Genomic DNA, 2,076 nt, shown 5'->3' on the forward strand with positions numbered 1-2,076 from the left:
ACAGCATTAATGCCAGCAAAAATCCCAGTGTAAATATCAACAGGCTGCCGACTATCAAGATCAGTAATGGTTGATCGCGCCAGAGATCCAGCAAAGAAACCGGCTTCGACTGATTATATGGGGGTAATTTAAGTGCAAAGGCGAGGCGATCCATCACTGAGTAGTCGGCCGGGGGGGAAAAACCATCAATACCCAGCGCCAGAACAGCGGGATGATCCGGTGCAAGATTCAGCAATGCTCGAACAAGTTCACGGGTACAGGCACACTCACCAATGGAAGCCAGCGGCCACTCAGGATAAAGGCGGGTGGAGACTTGAAAAGGAAAACCAGCATATTGCTGTGGGTTAAGTACCTGCAATTGGCCAGGTTTTAGCTCTCCTTGCCTGAGCTTGGACTCCAACACACCCGTACGGACAAAACCAGCCACGTACTTACCCTGCAGCAAAGCAGTAATGACCGCATCGTGACTACCCAGTTCCTCAACCTCAAAATCCTGCTGTGGATGGATATCGAGCTGCATTAACTCATACACCTGAGTCTGATACCCACCCAGAAAATAAGTACCTGGCACTGCAACACGTTGATGCCGTAACTGAGAGAGCTCCGAGATGCCTGCAGCTGGGTCAACCAAAATCACCCCGCCCAGTGCACGGGTGGGGATACCCTGCTCCAGATTCACCAGTGTCACCAAAGGTCCCTGCAAAGCGTAATGATGACGTAGCAGGTTGTAATGACTTGGATTGGTCAAAACCAGATCCAGACGCCCCTCCTCAACCGCCTGTGTTAACTCCGGCAAATCAAGAATCTGCAGATGAATCTGCGACCCCTCCAGCTGCTCGTTAAGGTAGTCAACCAGCGGCTGAAAACGCTCCTGCATCAACTCAACAGGTCGATAGGCAAATACACCCAACTGAAAATGTTGCTTGTCTTCTGCCATGCCAGTCAGCGAAAAAAGCAGTAAAACGGCCAACAACCACTTGTGCATACTGGCGGCAGTAAACCTTGAACACTTGCAACAATTCATATCAAAACAGTTTCCCTGCTGCTACAGACCAAAGTGCATTCTGTTCACTCTGCTCAGCAGGGTGTCAGGACCATCACAAGGCTGTTTAGTCATTTTTGCAAAGACTAACACCTCTTTTTTACATTAGGAAACTAAAAGCTGCACGTTACAGCGGGTTTTCCGATGAGAATGAAACAATTGGGTTACATTCATTAAGCGGAACAAATCCTATACAATAACTTGACATGCGGTTGTACATAGCTCATCTTGAGGCAGAGTTAATACAAAACCTATCAATCAACAGCAGGGGAACACCATGGAAATAGTATCTTTTGGTTCCGACAATATTGAAAACACTCTGGCTAAGATGTCCAAACAGCAACTGGATGGTGTTGCTTTTGGTGCCATTCAACTGGATGCTCAAGGCAAGATTCTTCAGTACAACGCTGCAGAAGGTGATATCACTGGACGCGACCCAGGCAAGGTGATTGGTAAAAGCTTCTTTCGTGAAGTGGCACCCTGCACCAACCGCCCCGAATTCAAGGGTCGTTTTGATGAAGGAGTTAAAGCGGGCAATCTGAATGTCATGTTTGAGTACACCTTTGACTATGAAATGAAACCCACCAAGGTGAAGGTGCACATGAAAAAAGCCCTGACGGGTGACAGCTTCTGGGTTTTTGTTAAACGTCTTTAATCCCCGTCGTTTTGCCGCAACAAGAGGTGTGTTTATGCAGGGTTTTGAACTGAGTGAAACCGCTCTTCTGGAGATCATCAAGGCATTGGTCGCTGATGAACTCAAGGGTTTAAGGCCTGAAGCGACTCAGGATATTTTTCCTGATGATTGGGATAAACACACCTCGATTCATCCTTTACCTGCCGATTCCGAGCAGGTCTCCTTACAAGCGGATTCGCTGGAAAAGCTGGCGCTGGCCACCCGTGTGACCGACTTTTTCCAGCTTCGTGAAAGTGGCCTTGAAGATTATCTACTGAGATACAAAACCCTGGGGCAATGGGCGGATCTGGTGGCTGAAGCCAGAAAGCGTGGCACTCAGAACCTCACCTTCTATACCTCT

The 2,076-nt window shown here is 48.2% G+C and carries 2 protein-coding genes and 1 pseudogene; 2 read left to right on the top strand and 1 reads right to left on the bottom strand.

Features of this window, described 5'->3' with window-relative positions:
* Window positions 1–985, bottom strand: a 985-nt coding sequence (locus IBX50_RS20095; RefSeq protein WP_292258170.1) for a phosphate/phosphite/phosphonate ABC transporter substrate-binding protein, incomplete at its 3' end; no start/stop codon positions are given.
* A gap of 334 nt (window positions 986–1,319) precedes the next feature.
* On the opposite strand from IBX50_RS20095, the gene pyp reads away from it, so the two are divergent.
* The gene (gene pyp / locus IBX50_RS20100; RefSeq protein WP_292258171.1) at window positions 1,320–1,697 is read left to right on the top strand and encodes a photoactive yellow protein; all 378 of its coding nucleotides are present in this window, start codon (window positions 1,320–1,322) and stop codon (window positions 1,695–1,697) included.
* A gap of 34 nt (window positions 1,698–1,731) precedes the next feature.
* A pseudogene (locus IBX50_RS20105) lies at window positions 1,732–2,076 on the top strand (hypothetical protein); the annotation flags it as partial.

Source organism: Marinospirillum sp. (genome assembly GCF_014859565.1).